This is a genomic window from Vibrio sp. JCM 18905 (genome assembly GCF_055393305.1).
Window position 1 is genome coordinate 1,469,142 of the sequence record NZ_AP043878.1, and the last position, 16,764, is coordinate 1,485,905.

Consider the following 16,764-nt stretch of genomic DNA (forward strand, 5'->3'; position numbering starts at 1 on the left):
GGATATTTACATTCTGAAGACGCCAAACTCGCTATCAGGAATGGGGGCATTTAATGCTGCCGTTAGCGCCTGACTCAACACCTGACGCGTTTGTTTGGGGTCAATAATTCCATCATCCCATAGCCGAGCGCTCGCAAAATAGGGATGTCCTTGTGCTTCATACAAGTCTATGATTGATTCTCTAAAAATATGTTCTTCTTGCTCTGACCACGCTTCCCCCTGGCGTTCCTTCGCGTCTTTTCGAACTTGTGTTAAGACGCCTGCCGCTTGTTCTCCGCCCATCACAGAAATACGAGCGTTCGGCCACATCCACATCATGGTTGGATCATAAGCTCGGCCGCACATGCCATAATTGCCAGCGCCGTACGACCCACCGATGATTACGGTAAACTTTGGTACGTCAGCACAAGCGACGGCCATCACCAGCTTGGCGCCATGTTTTGCGATGCCTTCTTCTTCCACCTTTTTCCCAACCATAAATCCGGTAATGTTTTGGAGAAAGAGAAGCGGTGTTTTCCGTTTGGCGCAAAGTTCAATAAAGTGCGCGCCTTTTTGTGCCGATTCAGAAAACAAGATGCCGTTGTTTGCCACAATGCCGATCAAGTGTCCGTGAACGCGAGCAAAGCCACACACTAACGTTCTGCCGTACAAGGCTTTGAATTCGTCAAAATCAGAATCATCGATGATGCGGGCAATGATTTCTCGAACGTCGAATGATAGTCGTAAGTTGGCATTCACGATTCCGTAGATTTCTTCAGCATCGTAGCGGGGAGGTAGCACGGTGTTTTCCGGCTTAATCGGTTTCGCTCTATTGGCATTGGCAATGGCTTCTCGGGCAAGCATTAGGGCATGCTCATCATTTTCAGCGTAATAATCAGCAACACCAGATTTACGACAATGCACGTCTGCACCGCCGAGCTCTTCACCCGTCACGACTTCGCCAGTGGCCGCTTTCACCAGAGGCGGTCCCGCCAAAAATATGGTGCCTTGCTCTTTGACCATAATGGACACATCCGCCATGGCAGGAACATATGCGCCCCCAGCAGTGCAAAGCCCCATCACAACAGCAACCTGAGGGATGCCTTTTGCTGACATCCTCGCTTGGTTAAAGAAAATGCGACCAAAGTGTTCTTTGTCGGGGAAGACGTCGGACTGATGAGGGAGATTTGCGCCACCGGAGTCCACCAAGTATACGCAGGGGAGTTGGCAACGTTGGGCTATCTCTTGCGCTCTAAGGTGTTTTTTTACCGTGAGTGGGTAGTAGGTTCCGCCTTTTACCGAAGCATCGTTGGCGATGACCATACATTGAATCCCCGCTATGAAACCAATGCCGGCGATAACGCCAGCACAGGGGATGGATTCGTCATACACTTGCCAGGCGGCAAACTGGCTGATTTCAAGAAAGTCAGTGTTGTCATCAAGCAAGCGCGCGATGCGTTCTCGGGCGGGGAGTTTTCCTTTTTGCCTCTGGTGCTGAATGGCTTTTTCACCGCCTCCTTGTTTGATGGTCTCGATGTGTTGATTAAGTTGAGTGACCAACATTTCCATCGCAGCTTTATTGGAAAGAAATAACTCGTCAGTTGGCTTAGTTTTACTTTTGATAATGGCCATAATGACTTCCTTGTCGTATGTTCCCTTAGCGAGATTCTTCGAACAGTTCTCGGCCTATTAACATGCGGCGAATCTCTGAGGTACCCGCGCCGATTTCATAAAGCTTTGCATCACGTAGCAAACGACCAGCAGGGTATTCATTGATGTAGCCATTCCCACCGAGCAATTGGATTGCATCGAGTGCCATTTGTGTGGCGAGTTCTGCACTGTACAGAATCGCTCCTGCGGCATCTTTGCGTGTTGCGTTACCTCGATCACAAGCCGCTGCGACGGTATATACATACGCTTTTGCTGCACTCATTCGAGAGTACATATCGGCGATCTTGCCCTGAACTAACTGAAACTCGCCAATGGATTTTCCAAACTGCTCTCGTTCATGTACGTACGGGACCACAATGTCCATGCAAGCTTGCATTATCCCGAGTGGTCCGGCAGCGAGGACGACGCGCTCGTAATCTAGTCCACTCATTAACACCTCGACGCCTTGATTCAGCTCGCCAAGAATATTCTCTTTCGGCACTACGCAATTGTTAAATACAAGTTCGCAAGTGTTCGAGCCCCTCATGCCTAGTTTGTCCAGCTTTTGAGCATGGCTGAAACCTTCGACGTTGCGTTCAACAATGAATGCGGTAATACCTCGTGAACCTGCATTGACATCCGTTTTAGCGTAAAGCACCACTATGTCAGCGTCGGGACCGTTGGTGATCCACATTTTGTTGCCATTCAGTACAAAATGGTCGCCCTTGTTCTCCGCTTTCAGTTGCATGCTTATCACGTCTGAACCGGCATTGGGCTCACTCATAGCTAGGGCGCCAACGTGCGTACCATCGATGAGTTTGGGAAGGTATTTCTTGCGTTGAGAAGGCGTGCCATTGCGAAAAATCTGATTGACGCACAGATTGGAATGAGCGCCGTAGCTTAAAGCGACGGAGGCAGAGGCTCGGCTGATCTCTTCCATCGCCACAACGTGAGCAAGGTATCCCATGCCTGCACCACCAAGTTCTTCATCGACGGTGACACCGAGCAGCCCCATTTCTCCAAACAAAGGCCACAAATGGTTCGGAAACTGGTTATCGCGGTCTATATCTGCGGCGATGGGAGCAATATGTTCCGTAGCAAAGGCATTAACGTGGTCTCGGAGCATATCGATGGTATCACCAAGTCCGAAATTCAGTGGGGCGTAGGTGCTTTTCATAACGTCTCCCGATATCAGAGGTAAGGTGGAAAAGCCGATTGCAGTGTCGCTATTTGAGTATAGCGGTTATGTCTCTTTGCTTTTGAGTGTTTGAATACAGCGTTCTTTAGCGGCATTCAACTCTGCCATTACGACGCTGATGTCATTGAGTTGCTGTTGTAGGACGGCTTGTTTCTCTTCAATGATATTGAGCATTTTCAATAACTGTCCTTCGGTTTGTTGCATGTCATAGAGCTCGAAAAGTTCACGAATTTCTGCCAGTGAAAAACCGAGCCGTTTCCCTCTTAAAATCAGTTTGAGACGAATTTTATCTCTGCGTTGATAAACGCGCATGTTGCCTTTTCGCTCTGGTTCAATCAGACCTACGTCCTCATAAAACCGGATACTGCGAGTGGTAATATCAAACTCCTTGGCGAGGTCACTGATCTTGTATTTTTCCATAACATACTTACCTCGAATAAAAATCCAGTTTCTGGAAATCGAACCTTCAACGGAAAGGCCGAACGCAAATTTTGAAAGATAAACGCCTACTTGGTGTGTTTTTTCATCTCATTGTAAAGGCTAGTGCTATGCTTACGTAAACGTCAAGAAATCGCAGTATGAAAGTTTGTCAGTGAGAAAGGGCGACAAAGACTGGCGTAGCACTTGGTGAGTAATGTCATGCAGGGGCGTCATCAGTCAGTCTAGTGTTCACATATACCTCAAGGGAATGCGAATCATGGAAAAAGACATCTGGATTGTCAGCGCGAAAAGAACGCCGATCGGGCGCTTTCAAGGAAAGTTGCAAACTTACTCCGCTCCCCAATTAGGTGCACTAGCGATAAAGGCTGCGACGCATGAAGTGAATGTGACATCTGTAGATGAAGTTTTCATGGGATGTGTGCTCCCTGCGGGTTGTGGGCAAGCCCCGGCGAGACAAGCGGCAATTGGTGCGGATTTACCCATGAATGTAGGGTGTACGACTATCAATAAAGTGTGTGGTTCCGGCATGAAGAGCGTCATGTTGGCGCACGATCTTATCAAAGCTGGAACGATTCGAACGGCCATTGCTGGTGGTATGGAGAGTATGACCAATGCGCCGTATTTATTGAAAGAGGCGAGAAAGGGAATGCGCATGGGCCACCAGTCGACGTATGACCACATGTTTCTCGATGGATTGCAAGATGCGTACGAAGGGCACTTAATGGGTGTTTATGCTCAGCACGTCGCAGACAGGCTTAAGTTTACCAGAGAGCAAATGGACGAATGGGCAGTGATGTCGGCAAAACGTGCGTTGGAAGCTCAAGAGCGAGGCTTATTTGCAGACGAGCTGTCACCGATTGAATTCAACACCAAGTCTGAACAAGGAACGCTGGATTACGATGAGCACCCGCGCTCGATTGATCTGGATAAAAGCCCTCAACTCAAACCTGCATTTGATAAAAAAGGCACGGTGACCGCTGCTAATTCGAGTGCGATTTCCGATGGCGCTGCAGCGCTTGTTCTAATGGATGAAGAGACTGCGCTCCACCAAGGTCTTGAGCCACTCGCCGTTATCAAGTCTCACGCCACACACGCCAGAAAACCTGCTGAATATACTTTGGCTCCCGTTTATGCGATTGAACAGTTGTTGTCCCAGTTGGATTGGTCAATTGACGAAGTGGATCTGTGGGAAATCAATGAAGCCTTTGCTGTCGTGACACAAATCGCGGTAGCAGAACTTGGGCTTGATATGAGTAAAGTCAATATTAAAGGCGGAGCGTGTGCACTGGGGCATCCGATAGGCGCAAGTGGCGCACGAATTCTGGTGACATTGATTCATAGTTTGCGTCAGCTACAAGCTTTAGGTACCGACGGTGATCTAGACGCCAAAAAAGTGATGCGAGGCGTTGCGTCACTTTGTATCGGTGGTGGAGAGGCAACGGCGATAGGCATTGAAATACCGCTTTAATTGAAATCAGAAAGGAGTAAATGATGACTCGTTTAGTTCCCTTGTTTATTGGTGGAGAGTTTCGTGAATCTCAAACTTCGGATTGGATCGAGGTGACCAATCCTGCCACTAATGATGTCATTGCGTACGTTCCCTGCTCAACGGACCACGAGATGGAAGCCGCCATTGATAATGCGAAAGAGACATTCCAATCCTGGAAGGAAGTGGCAGTATCCGAGCGTGCCAGAGTCATGCTTCGTTATCAGCACCTTCTCAAAGAACATCATGATGAGCTTGCCACACTGCTTTCTCATGAAACGGGTAAGATTTTAGTGGATGCTAAAGGCGATGTGTGGCGAGGCATAGAGGTGGTTGAGCAGGCTGCAAACATTGCCAGCAATTTGATGGGCGAAACCGTCGAAAATGTTGCCACGGATATTGATAGTTACTCAATGATTCAGCCCCTAGGTGTGTGTTGCGGCATTACGCCGTTTAACTTTCCTGCCATGATTCCGTTGTGGATGTTCCCAATCGCCATCGCTGCGGGCAATACGTTTGTGCTTAAACCCTCCGAACAAGTGCCGTTGACCTCTATTCGTTTAGCCGAACTATTTGAGCAAGCTGGCGCGCCGAAAGGAGTGTTGCAAATCGTTCACGGTTGCAAAGACCAAGTCGACTTTCTGCTGGCTCATCCTGACATTCGAGCGGTGTCATTTGTTGGCTCGGTTCCTGTTGCCCGTTATATCTACACCACGGGTACGAAACACTTTAAACGCGTTCAAGCTTTTGCTGGTGCTAAAAATCACATGGTGATCATGCCTGATGCGAACAAAGAACAAGTGGTGAATAACCTAGTGGGGTCCTCCGTTGGGGCGGCGGGGCAGCGTTGTATGGCGATTTCTGTTGCGGTATTTGTCGGCGATTCAAAACAATGGATTATAGACCTCAAACAGGCAATGGCGAAAGTACACCCAGGGCCTTGGGACGATGAGCAAGCTGCTTATGGTCCTCTCATCAGTGAGCAAGCTAAACAACGCGTATTGGACTTAATTGAAGATGGCAAACAACAAGGCGCAGTGTGTGAACTGGATGGCAGTCAGTGTGAAGTGGAAGGCTTTCCCGATGGAAACTGGATTGGCCCAACCTTGTTTAGCGGTGTAACAGCGAATATGTCGATTTACACGCAAGAGATATTTGGCCCCGTTTTAGTTTGTATGGAAGTCGAAACGTTGCAAGAGGCCATTGAGTTGGTGAATCGCAACCCTTACGGTAACGGCACTTCCATATTTACCGCTAATGGTGCTGCTGCAAGAAAATATCAGCATGACATTCAAGTCGGTCAAGTGGGGATCAATGTGCCAATTCCAGTCCCTTTACCATTTTTCTCCTTTACTGGTTGGAGAGGCAGTTTCTATGGCGATTTGCATGCGTATGGTAAACAAGCGGTACGTTTTTATACCGAGACTAAAACGGTGACGGCACGTTGGTTTGATGACGATATTCCAACGGGGCCTAATTTGACCATCCAACTGCGCTGAGTGAATAGAAGGAGCTTTTATGGACTTTGAACTTAATGAAGATCAACGTGCATTTGCCGATACCGCTCAGCAATTTGCCTATGAGCGTTTAGCACCGATGGCGGCGGAGTGGGATGAAAAACAGATCTTCCCCAAAGACGTATTGAGAGAGGCGGGAGAACTGGGGTTTCTCAGCCTCTACACTCCAGAAGCGCAAGGTGGCCTAGGGCTGAGTCGCTTGGATGCTTCAATTATCTTTGAACAACTGGCCATGGGATGTACGTCCACTACGGCGTTTATGACGATTCACAACATGGTCAGTTGGATGATAGCCAGTTTTGCTACCGATGAAGCCAAAACGCAGTTCTGTCCGAAGTTAGTTACGGGGGAGTGGTTAGGCTCCTATTGCTTAACCGAGCCCAACGCAGGATCAGACGCCGCTGCACTGACCACTTCCGCTACAAAAAAGGGAGATAAGTATGTGCTCAACGGTGGCAAAACCTTTATATCTGGCGCAGGAGAGACAGATGTTTTGGTCGTGATGGCGAGAACCGGAGAAGCGGGTGCCAAAGGCGTGTCTGCATTTGTTGTTCCTGCTCAAACAGATGGTATCAGCTATGGGCGCAAAGAACCCAAAATGGGTTGGAACAGCCAACCAACACGAGCGGTTACTTTTGAAAATGTCGTTATTCCAGCTAGCCATTTACTGGGCGAAGAAGGGCAAGGTTTTGTCTTTGCGATGAAAGGGCTTGATGGAGGGCGTATAAATATTGCGACCTGCTCCGTCGGTACGGCGCAACAGGCCCTTAATCAGGCGGCACGGTACATTCAAGAACGTAAGCAGTTCGGCAAACCGCTTGCGCAGTTTCAAGCCTTACAATTCAAATTAGCAGACATGGCGACAGAGCTAGTGGCAGCGCGGCAGTTGGTGCGCTATGCCGCCAGTAAGCTCGACCGAAATGACCCGGATGCCACGGCTTATTGCGCGATGGCAAAACGGTTCGCAACCGATGTGGGCTTTCAGGTTTGCGACCAAGCGCTGCAGCTTTATGGCGGCTATGGTTACATCAAAGAGTATCCAATGGAGCGTCATTTCAGAGATGTGCGTGTGCATCAAATTCTGGAGGGGACAAACGAAATCATGCGCTTGATCATCGCGCGCCGTTTGCTCTCTGAGGAATCGGCCTTGCTGTAGCGAAGTATTGGATTTGCTCATTGAGAAAGGATTCAGATATGCCATTAACCCAAGAAGCCATTCAACATACGATCACTAATCATGTTGCGGTGGTGACAATGAACAACCCGCCAGCCAATACGTGGACAGCAGAGAGCCTCAAGGTACTGAAGTCGCTGATACTCACACTTAACAATGATAAGCAGGTCTACGCACTGGTTTTAACTGGCAGTGGAGAAAAGTTTTTCTCTGCTGGTGCGGATCTCAAGCTATTTTCTGATGGTGACAAAGCGGTTGCGTTAGACATGGCGCGATGCTTTGGTGAAGCTTTTGAAACGCTCTCGGAATTCCGTGGTGTTTCCATTGCCGCCATTAATGGTTACGCCATGGGCGGAGGTTTAGAAGTGGCATTAGCTTGTGATATTCGAGTAGTTGAAGAGCAAGCGGTACTTGCTTTACCTGAAGCCAAAGTCGGACTTTTGCCCTGCGCTGGCGGTACCCAAAGCCTCACAGCGTTAGTAGGGGAAGGCTGGGCAAAGCGTATCATTTTATGTGGAGAGCAAGTCAGCGCTGACAAAGCAAAAGAACTAGGCTTGGTTGAGGAGTTGGTTCCCAAAGGCGAAGCTTTAAGTAAAGCGTTGGAGCTTGCTGAATCTGTTGCGAACCAGTCGCCATCTTCTGTCGCTGCGTGTAAGGCGCTCATTCAAAATATGCGCTCTGCGCCACTTAAGCACGGCTTAATGAAAGAGCGAGAGTTGTTTCTGAATCTTTTTGATACGGAAGATCAAGTTGAGGGTGTTCGCGCCTTTTTAGAAAAACGCCCACCGCAATGGAAAAACCGATAGGAGGCCACATGGCAGGGATGGTAACCATCAGTGAAATAGAGTGCTTAGATGGCGTGCACCGCATTGGTATCGCAACGTTAGACAACACCGCTTCATTGAATGCATTGACGTATGACATGTTAGTCCAACTCAACGATCAGCTTATCAAGTGGCAAGACGATCCGCATGTGACTTGTGTGGTACTCACTGGCGCTGGAGAAAAAGCATTCTGCGCTGGTGGCGATGTTCGAGCTATGTATCACGTCATGCATAACGAGAGTAAAGAAAAAATCGTAGAGTTCTGTACGGACTATTTCTCGTTGGAGTATGAGTGTGACTATCTCATTCACACTTACAACAAGCCCATTATCGGTTGGGGAGAAGGTATTGTCATGGGCGGTGGAATGGGACTTTTTATGGGAACCAGCCATAAAGTTGTGACAACAACATCACGCCTTGCTATGCCAGAAATCAATATCGGACTGTATCCTGATGTGGGAGGTACGTGGTTTTTAAGCCAGATAGATCCGCAAGTGGGTTTATTCCTCGGATTGACAGGTTCAATGGTGAATTCAAGTGACGCTGTCACTATTGGTTTGGCCGATTGGTTACTGTTGGAAGAGCAGTATCCCACCTTACTGGATGAGCTAAAGCGGCTCCATTGGGGCAAAGAAGATGCGAAAGAGTTGGTAACTGCGCTACTACAATTAATGGAAGAACAGGTTATTGATAGCAAACCAACCACGCAAATTTGTCCATACTTAGATCAGATAGAGGAAGCGTGCAAAGGCTTTGATCTTAATGCGATAGCACAGCGAATCATGGCTATCGAAGGGAACAGTCAGTGGATAGAAAACGCGAAACAAACGTTCGCCGCGGGCAGTCCAATCACCGCGCATATTTGCTTCAGACAAGTGAAAGAATACCACAGCTTACCACTTGCAGATTGCTTCCGCTTGGAGCTGAGTTTATCGGTTCGCAGCGCCTTATTAGGTGAGTTTAAAGAGGGCGTCCGTTCTCGGCTTATTGACCGGGATGGCGAACCTAACTGGATGTTTAACAGTGTCAGTGAAGTCGATGAAGATGTCATCGATACCTTGTTTACCTCACTTTGGCCGGATGACGAACATCCGCTTGCTGATTTGGGTGAACAAACACTAGGTCAATAAGGAGAATGATCATGAGTACCATCGCATTTATCGGTTTAGGAAGAATGGGGCATCCGATGGCGCAAAACTTATTAGCGTCTGGATTTAACGTTCAAGTATTCGATGTCGATAGCGAAGCGGCAAAGCAACTTGCACCTTTTGGTGCGGTGGTGGCGAGCTCTATCGAGGAAGTCGTGGATGGTGCAAGCACAGTCATCACGATGCTACCAGCAGGTTCTCACGTTCGTTCCGTGTATCTTGGTGACTTACACGGCGGTGTAGGTGTCCTCAATCTTGTCTCGCCAAGTACCTTGATGATTGATTGTTCAACCATTGATCCGGACTCTGCGCGATTAGTCGCCAATGAAGCGGCAAATAAACGCGTGCTGTTTGTCGACGCGCCCGTTTCGGGTGGCGTTGCCGGCGCTAAAGCGGCGACATTAACCTTTATTGTTGGTGGCTCGGATGAAGCGTTTTCTAAAGCCAATGCCATTTTGCAGTACATGGGTAAAAATGTTTTCCATGCCGGTAAAGCGGGCGATGGTCAAATGGCGAAAATCTGTAACAACCTTATGCTCGGCATTTTAATGTCTGGTACGTGCGAGGCGCTAAATCTAGGTATCGATCATGGGCTCGATCCCAAAGTGTTATCAAACATCATGCTGCAAAGCTCTGGCCGAAATTGGGCATTGGAGCTTTATAATCCTTGCCCAGGCGTGATGGACAGTGCACCAGCCAGCAACGATTACCAACCGGGCTTTATGAGCAAACTCATGTTGAAAGATCTCGGTTTGGGGTTAGATGCGGCGTTACAAACACACTCTTCGGTTCCTATGGGCTCACTGGCGCGTAATCTATATTCTTTCCACAACGCGAGCGGCCACGGCGAGCTCGACTTCTCAAGCTTGTTTGAGTTTTACAAGAGTAAGAAAGGCTAGACTGAGTTTTGCTACAAAGCCGTCTGAAATGGTGAAGTAAAACTCATCATTTCGGACCACCTAAACAGGCTTGAAATAGGGAACATTATTAGCGATGGAGTGCAGTAACTATGGATATTAAAAATAGTGTCATTGCCATTACAGGTGCAGGGCAAGGACTTGGGCAAATGATGGCAATTACGCTTGCTCAAGCCGGTGCAGATTTAGCGTTATTAGATGTAAACGCTAGCGGTTTAATGGAAACACAAGAGCAGTGCCGGATGCTGAGCGCAAAAGCGTTGACTTATCAAGTGGATGTAACGAGCGAAATCGACGTTGAAACCACGTTTGACGCGGTTATCCAAGATTTTGGCCAACTCAATGGGCTAGTCAATAACGCTGGCGTGCTAAGAGATGGGTTACTTGTAAAATCAAAAGACGGCGTGATCAGTAAGATGTCTTTGGATCAATTCAATTTGGTCATGAACGTCAACGTTACGGGGACATTTTTGTGTGGGCGTGAAGCTGCCGTCAAGATGATTGAGAGCGGCTCACAAGGCGTTATCATCAATATTTCTAGTGTCGCGAGAGCAGGGAATATCGGTCAAACCAATTATTCTGCATCTAAAGCGGCGGTCGCAACCATGGCGACAACGTGGGCCCGTGAGTTAGCAAGATACGGTATCCGCGCGGCGGCGATTGCACCAGGTGTGGTACATACCGCGATGGCAGAGCAAATGAAACCAGAAGCCATAGAACGACTAGAAAAGATGATCCCAATTGGAAGGATGGGTGAAACAAGTGAAATCGCGCATGCAGTAAAATACATTCTTGAGAGTGATTACTTTACTGGCAGAGTTTTAGAAGTGGATGGCGGTATTCGTATGTAAAAGCCCTAGGGTTAGGTTTACAGACCGGAATGACAAGCTTCTTTCCCTTTCAGCATTTCCTATTTTTCCGAGAGCCAGTTCTGGGTAACGTAAGTGTTTATTACTCATATTTGGATTCGCCCTGCGAATGGTTTGCCAAAAGTAAACAATGAGAAGTAAATACCACTCAAATACTAAGTGAAATCATTAATTTGATATTGATCACAATTTTCCACTTTTAATTTCCCCTTCGTACTCAAGCTATCTATGTAAATGCAGTTGATAGTCAGTCTCATCAAAATGAATTTGCAACTGTCTGTTTCAAAAGACATTAACTTTGAAGCACGTAAAATTCGTGTTGAGGTTAATGTCCTATTGAAAGAGTGTGAGTTTCATTAATGGAAGGTTAGTTTCCAGTTGTGGCTAATGAGCTTTAACTTTTTACTCCTCATAATGCGCCAAATGTAACATTGTGTTTCAAAGTGTAACAATAAACTCACACTAATAGTGTGGTTTTGATCTCCACTCAATTCCGTTTTGTTTCGCTCTGATCCCGACGTTACTCATGCTCAACACATAAACATTCTAATGACTATAACAACTGGTTCTTAGCTTGATACCAATCGTAGCAAGTAATTGTTCATTCTAGCTGGTTAAGATGTTTGATAACGGCGCTGAAAAATTTGTAAGTAGAATAACTACTTATCAAAATTTTTGCCTTTTTATCAAACATTCCTCTGCGCTGTTTCTGAGCTCTTATTTACTGTGATTGGCATTTGTTTTGAAACCAGACAACCATCGAGAAAGTTAATGGAAGCCTCAAGATATAAACGCATCTTGTCGAGGGGAAGTTTGGCGTCCGTCATACTTATGCTCTCAGGATGTAATTCAGCTTTACTTGACCCCAAAGGTGCCATTGGTGTGCAGGAAAAAGAGCTAATTATTACTGCTCTTTTGCTGATGTTGATCGTTGTAATCCCTGTGATTTTAATGACGATTTACTTCGCTTACCGATACCGCGCCTCTAACACTGAAGAAGAGTACGCACCCGAGTGGTCACACTCGACCAAAATCGAAGTGGTGGTATGGACAATTCCAATCATCATCATTGCGATTCTTGCGACGATCACATGGCGTTCGACTCATGAACTAGAGCCATCCAAACCTTTGGAAAGTGATGTTAAACCAATGACCATCGAAGTGGTGTCACTCGATTGGAAATGGTTGTTCATCTATCCAGAAGAAAACATTGCGACGGTGAACTATGTGGCGTTCCCGAAAGACGTGCCAGTACAGTTCAAACTGACTTCGGACAACATCATGAACGCGTTTTTCATCCCTCGCTTAGGTACACAGATCTACGCGATGCCAGGCATGGTTACCAAGCTCAACCTGATAGCGAACCATGAAGGTGACTACAAGGGTTTTGCATCGAACTACAGCGGCGAAGGCTTTTCGCAAATGAAGTTCACAGCCTCTGCAATGTCTGATCGTGCTGCGTTCCTAAATTGGGTGCAGAAAGTGAAGGCGAGCCCTGATCGTATTGAAGATTGGGAGCAATACAGCTCACTGGCAGCACCAAGTATCGCAGAGCCAGTCACTTTGTTCTCTAGCGTTCCTCCGTTCTTGTTCACCGACGTTGTGACTCAGCATCCTGGTTCAATGAACTGTTTGCCTGAAAACCAAGGATAATCGTAATGTTTGGAAGATTAACTCTTGATTCAGTTCCATTCCACGAACCTATTATCGTCATCACCTTAGCGGTTGTGGCGCTGGTTGGTTTAGCCGTAGTTTACGCGGTAACTAAAGCCGGAAAGTGGCAATATTTGTGGAATGAATGGTTTACTTCAGTAGACCATAAAAAACTTGGCTTCATGTACATCGCAGTAGCGATGGTGATGCTTGTTCGTGGTTTTGCTGACGCAGTCATGATGCGTAGTCAGCAACTCCTTTCTTCTGCGGGTGAAGCAGGTTACTTGCCACCGCATCACTACGATCAAATTTTTACTGCCCATGGCGTGATCATGATCTTTTTCGTAGCGATGCCATTGGTTATTGGTCTGATGAACATCATCGTGCCATTACAGATTGGTGCGCGTGACGTAGCTTTCCCGTATCTGAATAACTTGAGCTTCTGGCTGTTTGTTGTTGGTGTCATTCTAACAAACATGTCTCTCGGCTTAGGTGAATTTGGTCGCACCGGTTGGTTGGCGTATCCGCCGCTTTCAGGTATTGAGGCCAGCCCAGGAGTCGGGGTCGACTATTGGATTTGGGCGCTGCAGATATCAGGTGTTGGTACGACGTTAACAGGCGTGAACTTCTTCGCGACCATTTTGCGTATGCGTACACCGTCTATGCCAATGATGAAGATGCCAGTTTTCACTTGGGCATCTCTATGTGCAAACATTTTGATCATCATTTCATTCCCAATCCTGACGGTGACTATCGCTCTGCTAACGCTGGATAGATACCTAGGCATGCACTTCTTTACCAATGATCTTGGCGGCAATGTAATGATGTACGTCAACCTGATTTGGGCTTGGGGCCATCCAGAAGTGTACATTTTGATCTTGCCAATTTTTGGTGTGTTCTCAGAGGTCACCGCAACCTTCTCACGTAAAAAGTTGTTCGGTTACACATCGCTAGTTTGGGCTACCGTAGTTATCACGATTCTTGCGTTTGTCGTTTGGCTACACCACTTCTTTACGATGGGATCTGGCGCGAACGTAAATGCCTTCTTCGGTATTGCCACGATGATCATTTCTATCCCAACAGGGGTGAAGATCTTCAACTGGCTATTCACCATGTACAAAGGCCGCATCCGCTTTACGACGCCAATGATGTGGACGGTGGGCTTCCTGATCACCTTTACTGTTGGTGGTATGACAGGCGTACTCATGGCTGTTCCGGGCGCAGATTTCGTTCTGCATAACTCAGTATTCCTGATTGCTCACTTCCACAACGTTATCATCGGTGGTGTGGTGTTTGGATGTTTCGCTGCGATCACTTACTGGTTCCCGAAAGCGACAGGTTTCACCATGAATGAAACTTGGGGCAAACGTGCGTTCTATCTTTGGATTATTGGTTTCTTAATGGCGTTCCTACCGCTTTACGCATTGGGCTTTATGGGTATGACTCGTCGTTTAAGCCAAGACATCAACCCTGAATACTTCCCACTGTTGTCGATTGCCGCAGCAGGTACGGTTGTGATCGCGCTGGGCGTATTGTCTCAGTTCATCCAAATTTACGTGAGTATCCGTGACCGCGAGCAAAACCGTGACCTAACTGGTGACCCGTGGGGTGGTCGTACTCTTGAGTGGGCAACATCGTCTCCACCGCCGTTCTACAACTTTGCACACCTGCCAAAAGGTGATGTGCTGGATGCCTTCTGGTACCAGAAACAAAGTGGCGAGTTCGATCCAACTAAAGAAGTGGAATACGAACGTATTCATATGCCAAAAAACACGGCAACAGGCATCTACGTGTCGGCTTGGTCGCTCCTATTTGGCTTCGGCATGATTTGGTACATCTGGTGGCTAGCGGCAGCAAGTTTGGTCGGTATTATCGTGACGTGTATTCAGCACAGCTACAACGATGACGTGGATTACTACGTGGAAGTTGAAGAGATCAAAGCAATTGAGGCCGAACGTCGAGCTCAGCTTGAAGAAGCGAAGAAAAACTCAGTGAAAGACAGCGAAAGTAAAGATGATCTGGAGGTGACGTATGCAAACTAATATCGCAGCACATCACGACCATGATCACCACCATGACACGAATGGCAACAAGCTATTTGGCTTCTGGGTTTACCTGATGAGTGACTGTGTACTGTTTGCGACCTTGTTCGCGACATACGCTGTGCTGTCGAGCAATTCAATTGCGGGCCCAACAGGTAAAGACATTTTCGAACTCCCATTCGTGTTTGTCGAAACCATGCTGCTGCTGTTTAGCAGTATCACATTTGGTTTTGGCATTATCGCGATGAAGCGCAACAACGTTGCTGGTCTCAAACGTTGGATGTTAGTAACGTTCGCGCTTGGTCTTGGCTTTATCTGTATGGAGGTCTATGAGTTCCATCACCTGATTGAAGAAGGCTATGGTCCACAAACAAGTGCATTCCTATCGGCATTCTTTACGTTGGTTGGTACGCACGGCCTGCACGTAACCTTTGGTCTGATTTGGTTAGCGGTAGCGTACCATCAACTGTCGACGAAAGGCCTGAACGACAATATGGCAATGCGCTTTAACTGCTTAAGCCTATTCTGGCACTTTCTAGATATCGTCTGGATTTGTGTCTTTACCATCGTTTACTTACTGGGGGTAATGTAATGGATCAACATGTAGAAACCAGTGCGTCAGATTACGTGAAAGGCTTCATTGCCTCACTGATTCTGACGGTAATTCCGTTCTACTTTGTTTGGACGAAATCATTACCAGATACAACAACCTATGCGATTCTATTTGGATGTGCATTAGTGCAGATATTTGTTCACTTCAAATACTTCTTGCACATGGAAACAAAAACATCCGACGGACGTTGGAACCTTGTATCACTGATGTTTACCGCCATTGTTGTACTTATCCTTATCGCTGGCTCGGTATGGATCATCTACAACATGAACGTCAACATGAAGTTGTAGGCCAAGGTATGCTGAAAAGTTATTTGTCTATCACCAAACCGGGCATTATTTTCGGCAACCTGATTTCTGTTGCGGCGGGGTTCTTCCTCGCCGCAAAAACAGAACCAGCCAGTCTAATGTTGTTCGTTACAACGTTAGTTGGTGTGGGGTTAGTCATCGCTTCAGGTTGTGTGGTGAATAATATTTTTGATCGTGATATCGACCAAAAGATGGCACGTACACAAAATCGTGAAACAGTGAAAGGCAACATCAATATCGATATTGCGTTTGTTTATGCACTTGCTTTATTGCTGGTAGGAACCGCACTGTTATTTATCCGAGTGAACCCACTATCCGCTGTCGTCGTTTTGCTTGGCTACGTGTATTACGTGTTCTTTTACACGATGTGGTACAAACGTAACTCGGTGTATGGAACTTTAGTGGGAAGTATTTCAGGCGCAGTCCCGCCATTGGTGGGTTACTTGGCGGTAACAAACTTCATTAGCTTGGAAGCGATTTTACTCTTTACCATGTTCTGTCTCTGGCAAATGCCGCACTCGTACGCGATTGCCATGTTCCGCATGCAAGACTACCGAGAAGCCGGGATTCCCGTATTGCCAGTTAAAGAAGGCATTCATAAAGCGCATCGACACATGAAAGCGTATGTTGTGGCGTTTGGAGCAGTATCGTTGGGGTTATTTTTACTTGGTGAAGCCGGGTATGAATACTTAGCGGTTGCAGCGGTCGTTTGCTTTATGTGGACGAAAGTGACCTTTCGCAGCATTGATGACAGCAACTACATCGCTTGGTCAAAGTCGGTGTTTAAAGTCTCACTGCTAGTGGTGATGGGGATCAGTGGTGTACTAGGATTAGAGCTTATTCCGTTGCCATTTATTTATTGAGTTTGAAATTCTTTAATATCACTTCTATGTAGCTCCCATTCTGAGAGCTACATGCTTTGCTAGACTCGAATTCATGCCTAAA

General features: G+C 47.1%; 15 protein-coding genes. 12 read left to right on the forward strand and 3 right to left on the reverse strand.

What is annotated here, in order from left to right:
- Positions 1 to 6: 6 nt before the first annotated feature.
- The 3 genes from ACZ5ZC_RS06455 to ACZ5ZC_RS06465 form a co-directional block, all read right to left on the reverse strand.
- Complete coding sequence (locus ACZ5ZC_RS06455; RefSeq protein ID WP_464931522.1) at positions 7 to 1,611, reverse strand: carboxyl transferase domain-containing protein; 1,605 nt, start codon at positions 1,609 to 1,611, stop codon at positions 7 to 9.
- Positions 1,612 to 1,636: 25 nt separating this feature from the next.
- Positions 1,637 to 2,806 (reverse strand): isovaleryl-CoA dehydrogenase, encoded by a 1,170-nt coding sequence (locus ACZ5ZC_RS06460; RefSeq protein WP_046873648.1) that lies wholly within the window; start codon positions 2,804 to 2,806, stop codon positions 1,637 to 1,639.
- 66 nt (positions 2,807 to 2,872) lie between these two features.
- The gene (locus ACZ5ZC_RS06465; protein ID WP_012842485.1) at positions 2,873 to 3,247 is read right to left on the reverse strand and encodes a MerR family transcriptional regulator; all 375 of its coding nucleotides are present in this window, start codon (positions 3,245 to 3,247) and stop codon (positions 2,873 to 2,875) included.
- 277 nt (positions 3,248 to 3,524) lie between these two features.
- On the opposite strand from ACZ5ZC_RS06465, the gene ACZ5ZC_RS06470 reads away from it, so the two are divergent.
- The 12 genes from ACZ5ZC_RS06470 to cyoE all read left to right on the forward strand — a co-directional run bounded on the left by ACZ5ZC_RS06470 (position 3,525) and on the right by cyoE (position 16,682).
- The gene (locus tag ACZ5ZC_RS06470; RefSeq protein ID WP_464931523.1) at positions 3,525 to 4,736 is read left to right on the forward strand and encodes a thiolase family protein; all 1,212 of its coding nucleotides are present in this window, start codon (positions 3,525 to 3,527) and stop codon (positions 4,734 to 4,736) included.
- 23 nt (positions 4,737 to 4,759) lie between these two features.
- Positions 4,760 to 6,253 carry a CoA-acylating methylmalonate-semialdehyde dehydrogenase gene (locus ACZ5ZC_RS06475; RefSeq protein ID WP_464931815.1) on the forward strand — a complete coding sequence of 498 codons (1,494 nt, stop codon included), beginning with the start codon at positions 4,760 to 4,762 and terminating at the stop codon, positions 6,251 to 6,253.
- 19 nt (positions 6,254 to 6,272) lie between these two features.
- The gene (locus ACZ5ZC_RS06480; protein ID WP_434635532.1) at positions 6,273 to 7,427 is read left to right on the forward strand and encodes an acyl-CoA dehydrogenase family protein; all 1,155 of its coding nucleotides are present in this window, start codon (positions 6,273 to 6,275) and stop codon (positions 7,425 to 7,427) included.
- 38 nt (positions 7,428 to 7,465) lie between these two features.
- Positions 7,466 to 8,251, forward strand: a complete 786-nt coding sequence (locus tag ACZ5ZC_RS06485) for an enoyl-CoA hydratase (RefSeq protein WP_464931524.1) — start codon at positions 7,466 to 7,468, stop codon at positions 8,249 to 8,251.
- 8 nt (positions 8,252 to 8,259) lie between these two features.
- A complete protein-coding gene (locus ACZ5ZC_RS06490; protein WP_464931525.1) occupies positions 8,260 to 9,399 on the forward strand; it encodes an enoyl-CoA hydratase/isomerase family protein in 1,140 nt (379 codons plus the stop codon).
- An 11-nt stretch (positions 9,400 to 9,410) separates the two neighbouring features.
- Positions 9,411 to 10,316 carry a 3-hydroxyisobutyrate dehydrogenase gene (gene mmsB / locus ACZ5ZC_RS06495; RefSeq protein WP_005390978.1) on the forward strand — a complete coding sequence of 302 codons (906 nt, stop codon included), beginning with the start codon at positions 9,411 to 9,413 and terminating at the stop codon, positions 10,314 to 10,316.
- A 110-nt stretch (positions 10,317 to 10,426) separates the two neighbouring features.
- Positions 10,427 to 11,185, forward strand: a complete 759-nt coding sequence (locus ACZ5ZC_RS06500) for an SDR family oxidoreductase (RefSeq protein WP_065646176.1) — start codon at positions 10,427 to 10,429, stop codon at positions 11,183 to 11,185.
- Positions 11,186 to 11,974: 789 nt separating this feature from the next.
- Positions 11,975 to 12,856, forward strand: a complete 882-nt coding sequence (gene cyoA / locus ACZ5ZC_RS06505; RefSeq protein ID WP_005388604.1) for a ubiquinol oxidase subunit II — start codon at positions 11,975 to 11,977, stop codon at positions 12,854 to 12,856.
- A gap of 5 nt (positions 12,857 to 12,861) precedes the next feature.
- Positions 12,862 to 14,898, forward strand: coding sequence for a cytochrome o ubiquinol oxidase subunit I (gene cyoB / locus ACZ5ZC_RS06510; RefSeq protein ID WP_005375781.1), 2,037 nt, complete (start codon positions 12,862 to 12,864; stop codon positions 14,896 to 14,898).
- The gene (gene cyoC / locus ACZ5ZC_RS06515) at positions 14,888 to 15,490 is read left to right on the forward strand and encodes a cytochrome o ubiquinol oxidase subunit III (RefSeq protein WP_005375782.1); all 603 of its coding nucleotides are present in this window, start codon (positions 14,888 to 14,890) and stop codon (positions 15,488 to 15,490) included. Before cyoB ends, cyoC begins: the two co-directional genes overlap by 11 nt.
- Positions 15,490 to 15,801, forward strand: coding sequence for a cytochrome o ubiquinol oxidase subunit IV (cyoD, locus tag ACZ5ZC_RS06520; RefSeq protein WP_012842490.1), 312 nt, complete (start codon positions 15,490 to 15,492; stop codon positions 15,799 to 15,801). The genes cyoC and cyoD overlap by 1 nt, the downstream gene beginning before the upstream one ends.
- Positions 15,762 to 16,682 carry a heme o synthase gene (gene cyoE / locus ACZ5ZC_RS06525; protein WP_085343639.1) on the forward strand — a complete coding sequence of 307 codons (921 nt, stop codon included), beginning with the start codon at positions 15,762 to 15,764 and terminating at the stop codon, positions 16,680 to 16,682. The genes cyoD and cyoE overlap by 40 nt, the downstream gene beginning before the upstream one ends.
- The last annotated feature ends 82 nt before the right edge of the window (positions 16,683 to 16,764 follow it).

Bases quoted from the DNA above. Each gene is read 5' to 3' on its own strand.
- ACZ5ZC_RS06460 (WP_046873648.1), bottom strand. From the start codon at position 2,806: ATGAAAAGCACCTACGCCCCACTGAATTTCGGACTTGGTGATACCATC.
- ACZ5ZC_RS06470 (WP_464931523.1), top strand. From the start codon at position 3,525: ATGGAAAAAGACATCTGGATTGTCAGCGCGAAAAGAACGCCGATCGGG.
- ACZ5ZC_RS06465 (WP_012842485.1), bottom strand. From the start codon at position 3,247: ATGGAAAAATACAAGATCAGTGACCTCGCCAAGGAGTTTGATATTACC.
- mmsB (WP_005390978.1), top strand. From the start codon at position 9,411: ATGAGTACCATCGCATTTATCGGTTTAGGAAGAATGGGGCATCCGATG.
- ACZ5ZC_RS06485 (WP_464931524.1), top strand. From the start codon at position 7,466: ATGCCATTAACCCAAGAAGCCATTCAACATACGATCACTAATCATGTT.
- ACZ5ZC_RS06490 (WP_464931525.1), top strand. From the start codon at position 8,260: ATGGCAGGGATGGTAACCATCAGTGAAATAGAGTGCTTAGATGGCGTG.
- ACZ5ZC_RS06475 (WP_464931815.1), top strand. From the start codon at position 4,760: ATGACTCGTTTAGTTCCCTTGTTTATTGGTGGAGAGTTTCGTGAATCT.
- cyoE (WP_085343639.1), top strand. From the start codon at position 15,762: ATGGATCATCTACAACATGAACGTCAACATGAAGTTGTAGGCCAAGGT.
- cyoA (WP_005388604.1), top strand. From the start codon at position 11,975: ATGGAAGCCTCAAGATATAAACGCATCTTGTCGAGGGGAAGTTTGGCG.
- ACZ5ZC_RS06455 (WP_464931522.1), bottom strand. From the start codon at position 1,611: ATGGCCATTATCAAAAGTAAAACTAAGCCAACTGACGAGTTATTTCTT.
- ACZ5ZC_RS06480 (WP_434635532.1), top strand. From the start codon at position 6,273: ATGGACTTTGAACTTAATGAAGATCAACGTGCATTTGCCGATACCGCT.
- cyoB (WP_005375781.1), top strand. From the start codon at position 12,862: ATGTTTGGAAGATTAACTCTTGATTCAGTTCCATTCCACGAACCTATT.
- cyoC (WP_005375782.1), top strand. From the start codon at position 14,888: ATGCAAACTAATATCGCAGCACATCACGACCATGATCACCACCATGAC.
- cyoD (WP_012842490.1), top strand. From the start codon at position 15,490: ATGGATCAACATGTAGAAACCAGTGCGTCAGATTACGTGAAAGGCTTC.
- ACZ5ZC_RS06500 (WP_065646176.1), top strand. From the start codon at position 10,427: ATGGATATTAAAAATAGTGTCATTGCCATTACAGGTGCAGGGCAAGGA.